Origin of the sequence: Nocardioides sp., assembly GCF_024509035.1 — a bacterium.
In the GTDB taxonomy this organism is placed as follows: domain Bacteria; phylum Actinomycetota; class Actinomycetes; order Propionibacteriales; family Nocardioidaceae; genus Nocardioides.
The window spans coordinates 44,819-51,122 of record NZ_JANINT010000054.1 but is presented as its reverse complement, the minus strand read 5'-3'; the positions used below and the strand labels follow the sequence as shown (position 1 = coordinate 51,122).

Below are 6,304 nucleotides of genomic sequence, written 5' to 3'. Positions count from 1 at the left end.
TGGCGTCCTCCGACGAGATCCCCTCCTTGAGCGCGATCGAGATCTTGCTCTGCTGACCGGACTGGCGCGGCTCGGAGGCGTCGAGGATCTTCAGGCTCTGCTGGCGCTTGATGAGCTTGTCCTTGAACACGTCGAGGACGGCGTTGGCCCGGTCGTCGGCGGACGCGGAGATCTCGATCGCGTGCTCGCCCTGCCACTCGATGGTGGCGCCGGTGCCCTTGAAGTCGAACCGCGTCGCGATCTCGCGGGCCGCCTGGCCCAGCGCGTTGTCGACCTCCTGGCGGTCGATCTTGCTGACGATGTCGAACGACGAGTCGGCCATCTTCACTCCTGACGTCTGCGGCACCCGGGGAGTGGGTGCGGGGGTTTTCGTCTGCCTCGAGGGCTGCGCTATTGTTTCGCCTTGTCGCCGCCCAGCCAAACGGGGCGACGCACGACCCCGGCAGGTTGCCCGAGCGGCCAATGGGAGCGGACTGTAAATCCGTCGGCTTTGCCTACGAAGGTTCGAATCCTTCACCTGCCACAGGGGACTGAGGCCCCGCACGGTTCACCGTGCGGGGCCTCTGCCGTCATGCTCGCCGTCCGGGCCGGGCTGCTCGACCTGCTCGGCGAGCCAGGCGGCCAGGACGGCGTTGATGCGCAGCCCGAGATCCACCTGGGCCGCGAACGGCTCGCCGGGCTCGAGCACGGACTGCAGGGCGCGCAGCTGCTCGGTCTGCTCCTCGATGTAGTCGAGGTCGCGCTCGAAGACGGCCTGCCGGTCACCGGGGTCGAGCAGCTGTCCGAGGAACAGGCGCAGCGCGCCCTCGTTGCGCTGTGACCGGTCGGGAGTCTCCTCGACCAGCCACCGGCGCAGCTCGTCGCGTCCGCTCTCGGTGAGCGCGTACGTCTTGCTCTGGCGCGCGCCCCGGGCGACCACCTCGACGAGACCGGCGGCCTCCAGCTTGGAGAGCTCGGGATAGATCTGGCTGTGGCTGGCGTGCCAGGCGGTGGCCAGGGAGAGGTCGAACCTCCGGGCCAGCTCGTAGCCCGTCGAGGGCTGCCGCTCGAGCAGGCCCAGGATCGCGTGCCGCAGCGACATGCCGTGACGGTACCACTCACCTATCTGGATTGACGTGTCGAGATCAACATGTCAATCTCGACATATGTCGACCTCTCCTCGCCCTCGACGGCCCGCGCTGCTGTGGTTCGCCGTGGTGTCCGGCCTGCTGCTCGCGATGCTCGACCAGACGATCGTCGGCACCGCGCTGCCGCGGATCGTGGGTGAGCTGGGCGACCCGCACTGGTACGTGTGGGCCTTCACCGCCTACCTCGTGCCGGCGACGGTGCTCCTCCCGGTCGCGGCCCGGCTCTCGGACCGTCACGGCCGCCAGCGTGTGCTGCTGGCCGGCATGGCGCTCTTCCTCGCCGGCTCCCTCCTGTGTGCGGCGGCCACGTCCATGGCCGTGCTCACCGCTGGTCGCGCGATCCAGGGCGCGGGCGCAGCCGCGCTCGAGGCGCTCAGCTTCCTCGTCGTGAACGAGCTGTCGCGCAGCGGCCGCAGCGGCGGGGGACAGGCGGCGATCAGCGGGGTCATGGGCTTCAGCTTCCTCGTCGGCCCCCTGCTGGGCGGCCTGATCACCGACCATGCCGGCTGGCGCTGGGCGTTCCTGGTCAACGTCCCGGTCGGGCTGCTCGCGATGGCGGCCCTGGTCGTGGCGCTGCCGGCGTCGTTCGGGCGGACCGAGGCACGGGAGACGCCGCTCGACCTCGGGGGGATCGCCACCCTCAGCGCCTCGGTCGGCATCCTGCTGGTCGGCATCAACCGGCACCAGGAGCTGGGCTCGTGGGCCGAACCGAGCACCGGCGGGGCGGTCGCGGCGGGTGTGCTCGGGCTCGGGCTGTTCCTCCGGGTCGAGCGCGCGGCCACGGCCCCGGTGATCCCGCTGCGGATCCTCAGCGGACGTCCGAGCGGGATGCTGCTCCTGGGCGGCGCCTTCGCGACCACGGGCATGTACGCCTGCGTCCTGCTGGTGCCGCGGTGGTACCAGCTCGATCAGGGGGTCAGCGCAACCGGCTCGGGCGTGCGCATCTACCCCCTGCTGATCGGGCTGTTGCTGGCGGTGAACCTCGGTGCGGTCGCCGTCGCCCGGCGCGGGGAGGTCCGCGGGCCGCTGCTGGTCAGCGGCGCGGTGGTCCTGCTCGGAGCGGTCCTGTTCGGGCTGCTCGACGCCGGCTCCCCGGGATGGCTGCCGCTGGTGGCCATGGCGGTGCTCGGCATCGGCATGGGCCCGGCGCTCTCGGGGCTGCAGGTCGCGATCGGTCGCGCCGTGCCGCCCGCCGACCTCGGCGCCGCCATGGGCACCCTGCTCCTGGGGCGCCAGGTGATCGGGGTCGTCGCGCTGGCCGTCGGACAGGCGCTGTACGACGGGCGCGTCGATGGCCACGGACCCGCGGCCGCGACCGGGTGGGCGGTGGCCTGGGTCGCCGGCGCGGGCGCTGCCGTGGCCGCGCTCGGGATCGCCGGGGTGCGCCACCGGCTCCCCGACCCGGGGGCGACCGGAGGCGACGCTGCCGCCGCGCAGCCGAGCCTTCCCGCCCGGACCGGGAGCTGACCGCAACGGGCTGTGCCAGGATCGAGTCGGTCCTCGAGCGGCGGAGGCGAGATGGCGAAGGGCCCGGTGGAACAGCACCTCGAGGTCGAGCGGAAGTACGACGTCGACGCCGTGGTCGCCGTGCCCGACCTCTCCGGCCTGCCCGGGGTGGCGCGGGTCGTTCCCACCGAGCGGCTCGACCAGCTCGCGACGTACGTCGACACCGCGGACCTCTCCCTGCTCGGCGCTCGCGTGACCCTGCGGCGGCGGGTCGGCGGCGTGGACGACGGCTGGCACCTCAAGCTGCCGGCCGGCGAGGCGCGCACCGAGCTGCACCACCCGATCGCGGATCCCGGCGACGCGGACGAGCCGGTCCCCGCGCCGCTGCGCGACCGGGTGCGCGCGATCGTCGGCGACCGGCGCCTGATGGTCTCGGCCCAGCTGCGCACGCTGCGCGCCGTGAACCGGCTGCTGGACGTCGACGGTCGGGTGCTGGCCGAGCTGTGTGACGACCGCGTGGAGGCGCGCACGGGCCCAGGCTCGGTCGAGCGGTGGCGTGAGTGGGAGCTGGAGCTGGTCGATGGACCGCCAGAGCTCCTGGACCTCGCCGAGCCGGTGCTCCGCGCCGCCGGGGCCCGCCCGTCGGCGAGCGCCTCGAAGCTGGCGCGGGCGCTCGCCGGGCGACTCGGTCCGGACGCGACCACGGCCGCCGTCCTGCGCGCCTACCTCACCGCGCACCTGCAGCGGCTGCAGGCCGAGGACGGTCGACTGCGCAGCGGTGACCAGGAGGGGGTGCACCAGATGCGGATCGCGGCACGCCGGATGCGCTCGGCCCTGGCGTCGTACGCGCCCGTCCTCGAGGACCACGCCGACCGGGAGCTGCGCGAGGAGCTGCGGTGGCTGGGGGAGGTGCTGGCGCCGGCGCGCGACGCCCAGGTGATCCGCCAGCGGCTGCTCGACCAGGTCGGGGCGCAACCCGATGTCCTGGTGCTCGGCCCGGTCTCACGACGCATCGACGACGAGCTCGGGGCTGCGCTGAGAGCAGGGCGGACGTCGGCCGTCGAGGAGCTCGACGGGGAGCGCTACCACCGGCTGCTGGGCCGGCTCGAGTCCCTCGTTGGCGACGTCCCGGCCCGCGAGACGGGCCGCCGGCGGGCGGCGGAGATGCTGCCCCGACTGCTGCGCCGCGACCTGCGCCGGGTGCGGCGCCGGCACCGTGCCTACCTCGGCACCGCGGGGGCCGAGGAGCGGGACCGCGCGCTGCACGAGGTGCGCAAGGCCGCGAAGCGGCTGCGCTACGCGGCCGAGTCCGCCACGCCGGTCCTCGGCGACCGAGCGGCGACGCTGTCGGCCGCGGCCAAGGCGGTCCAGGACGTGCTCGGCGAGCACCAGGACACCGTGGTCGCCCGCCGTGTCCTGCGCGACCTCGCCCTCCACGCCGACGCTGAGGGCGAGAACGGCTTCACGTTCGGGCGCCTGCACGCGCTCGAGGAGAGGCGCGCCGCCGAGCTCGCCGCCCGCTACCCGCAGACGTACGACGACCTGCCGACCGCCCGGGGCCTGCGCTCCTGGCTGCGCGGCTGAGGCCTGCGCCCGCCGCGTCAGTGGCGCACGAGCACGTCGCGGCCGAGCTCGGCGATCGAGGCGTAGCCGTTGAGCCCCATGGTCAGGTCGGCCTCGGCGAGCAGGCAGGAGAGCACGAACTCGACGCCCGCCGTGCCGCCCAGCACCGCGCCGTACCCGTACGGCCGGCCGATGCCCACGGCGGTGGCGCCCAGGGCCAGAGCCTTCACGATGTCGGCGCCGGACCGCACGCCGGAGTCGAAGAGCACCGGCATGCCGTCGGCGGCGTCGACGACCGCGGGCAGCAGGTCGAGAGCGGGCGCGCTGGCCGCCTGGCGACCGCCGTGGTTGGAGCAGTAGATGCCGTCGACGCCGCCGTCCTTGGCGCGGCGCACGTCGTCGGGGTGGCAGATGCCCTTGAGCAGCATCGGCAGGTCGGTGAGATCGCGCAACCACGCCAGGTCCTCCCAGCTGAGCGTCGGGTTGCCGAAGCTCATCGCCCAGTGCAGCGTCGCCGCGCCGGGGTCCTCCTCGGGCGGCGCCGCGAGGCGCGAGCGGAAGACGGGGTCGGAGAAGTAGTTGGCCAGGCACGCTCCGCGCAGCTGGGGGAACGTCGCGTGCTGGAGGTCGCGGGGGCGGTAGCCCAGCGTCCAGGTGTCGAGCGTGACCACGATCCCGCGGTAGCCCGCCGCCTCGGCCCGGCGGACCAGGCTCTCGGCCACCTCGCGGTCGTTGGGCGTGTAGAGCTGGAAGAACCCGGGTGTGTCGCCGAGGGCCGCGGCGACGTCCTCCATGGGGTCCTGCATCAACGTCGAGGCGACCATCGGCACGCCCGAGCTCGCGGCCGCGGCGGCCGCCGCGAGGTCGCCGTGCTCGTCGTCGGTCATCACCCCGAGCACACCGATCGGGGCGAGGAAGACCGGTGCCGGCCAGCGGTGGCCGAACAGCTCGACGGAGAGGTCGCGCTCGGCGGCGCCGGACAGCATCCGCGGGAGGATGCCCCACCGCTCGAACGCCTCGACGTTGTGCCGCTGGGTGTGCTCGTCACCCGCTCCGCCGGCGACGTAGTCGAAGAGCCGGTGCTCCATCTTCTCCGCCGCGGCCGCCTCGAGCCCCGCGAACGTCAACGGGTACGGCGGCAGCTGGCCGCCCAGGCCCGCGAAGTAGAGGCCGATCTGGAAGTCCGCGTAGTTCGCCACCGGCCCAACGTAGACGAGGTCGACAGGTCTCGCTCAGACGCGGCCGGGCAGGTCGATGCCGCCGGTGTAGAGCGGTGAGTCCTTGCGTGAGAGCAGTTCTCGCCGTTCCTCGGGGGTCAGTGCCTCGACCTGCGCCCGCACGTCGGACGGGAAGCCGCTCACCTCGGGAGCGTCGGCGACCGGCACGATCGTGTGCACGACGCGGTCGGCGTAGACGTGCACCATCGTGACGGCCTGGTGGCCGTCGACACCGGACACGAAGCGCTCCACCGGTGCCGGGTCGGAGGTGTAGCAGGTCGCCGATGCGACCGAGACCGGGATGCCGGCGAACGTGGAGTACGTCGAGTAGTGCAGGTGCCCCCCGAGGATGCAGCGCACGTCGGTGCCGACGAGGACGTCGGCGAGCCGCTGCTGGTCGAGCAGCTCGATCACGTCGGCGGCCGGCATCAGCGGGACCGGGATCGGGGGGTGGTGCAGCGCCAGCAGGGTGCCGTGGGGCGCGGGTGTCGCGAGGACCCCGGAGAGCCAGTCGAGCTGCGCGTCGGTCAGCTCACCGTGGTGGTAGCCCGGGACGCTCGTGTCGAGCGAGACGATCCGCAGCCCCGCGATGTCGTGGACGCGGTCCTGAGGACCGTCGTCGTCGAGGTCGAACAGCCCGCGCGCGTACGCCGCCGGCTCGTCGTGGTTGCCCATCACCCAGACGACCTCGGCGCCGATGTCCGCGGCCGCGGGCTCGACGATCTCGCGCAGCCGCGCGTACGCCGCCGGCTCGGCCTTGTCGGCGAGGTCGCCGGTGAACACCAGCGCCTGCGGCGGTGACTCGAGCCGCGAGAGCCGGGCCAGCGCGAGCCGGAGCCCGGCCTCGGTGTCGACGACGCCGTAGAGGCGCGCGCCATCGGCCAGCAGGTGGGGGTCGCTGATGTGCGCGACCACGTGGTCGGGGGAGGGGTACTGACCGAACTGCACCTG

6 protein-coding genes and 1 tRNA gene are annotated in these 6,304 nt (G+C 73.6%); 3 read left to right on the top strand and 4 right to left on the bottom strand.

Translation table 11 applies throughout. The features are described 5' to 3' along the window. The coding region (locus Q0L15_RS05045) for a DUF520 family protein (RefSeq protein WP_296602691.1) at positions 1–322 on the bottom strand (322 nt) is incomplete at its 3' end. Between the two features lie 119 nt (positions 323–441). On the opposite strand from Q0L15_RS05045, the gene Q0L15_RS05040 reads away from it, so the two are divergent. Next, a tRNA-Tyr gene (locus tag Q0L15_RS05040) sits at positions 442–523 on the top strand. A 24-nt stretch (positions 524–547) separates the two neighbouring features. Here Q0L15_RS05040 and Q0L15_RS05035 read toward each other — a convergent pair. Then, complete coding sequence (locus Q0L15_RS05035) at positions 548–1,081, bottom strand: PadR family transcriptional regulator (RefSeq protein ID WP_296602689.1); 534 nt, start codon at positions 1,079–1,081, stop codon at positions 548–550. A gap of 64 nt (positions 1,082–1,145) precedes the next feature. Between Q0L15_RS05035 and Q0L15_RS05030 the strand changes: the two genes are divergently transcribed. Further along, entirely contained in the window at positions 1,146–2,594 is a 1,449-nt protein-coding gene (locus Q0L15_RS05030; protein ID WP_296602687.1) for an MFS transporter, read from the top strand. 66 nt (positions 2,595–2,660) lie between these two features. Next, complete coding sequence (locus tag Q0L15_RS05025) at positions 2,661–4,157, top strand: CYTH and CHAD domain-containing protein (protein WP_296602685.1); 1,497 nt, start codon at positions 2,661–2,663, stop codon at positions 4,155–4,157. A gap of 17 nt (positions 4,158–4,174) precedes the next feature. On the opposite strand, the gene Q0L15_RS05020 is transcribed toward Q0L15_RS05025, so the two are convergent. Together Q0L15_RS05020 and Q0L15_RS05015 are read right to left on the bottom strand one after the other, a co-directional pair. Then, on the bottom strand, positions 4,175–5,335 hold the full coding sequence (locus Q0L15_RS05020; RefSeq protein WP_296602683.1) for an alpha-hydroxy-acid oxidizing protein: 1,161 nt from the start codon (positions 5,333–5,335) through the stop codon (positions 4,175–4,177). Positions 5,336–5,368: 33 nt separating this feature from the next. Next, positions 5,369–6,301 (bottom strand): phosphodiesterase, encoded by a 933-nt coding sequence (locus Q0L15_RS05015; protein WP_296602681.1) that lies wholly within the window; start codon positions 6,299–6,301, stop codon positions 5,369–5,371. Between the last annotated feature and the right edge of the window lie 3 nt (positions 6,302–6,304).

Bases quoted from the DNA above. Each gene is read 5' to 3' on its own strand.
- Q0L15_RS05035 (WP_296602689.1), bottom strand. From the start codon at position 1,081: ATGTCGCTGCGGCACGCGATCCTGGGCCTGCTCGAGCGGCAGCCCTCG.
- Q0L15_RS05030 (WP_296602687.1), top strand. From the start codon at position 1,146: ATGTCGACCTCTCCTCGCCCTCGACGGCCCGCGCTGCTGTGGTTCGCC.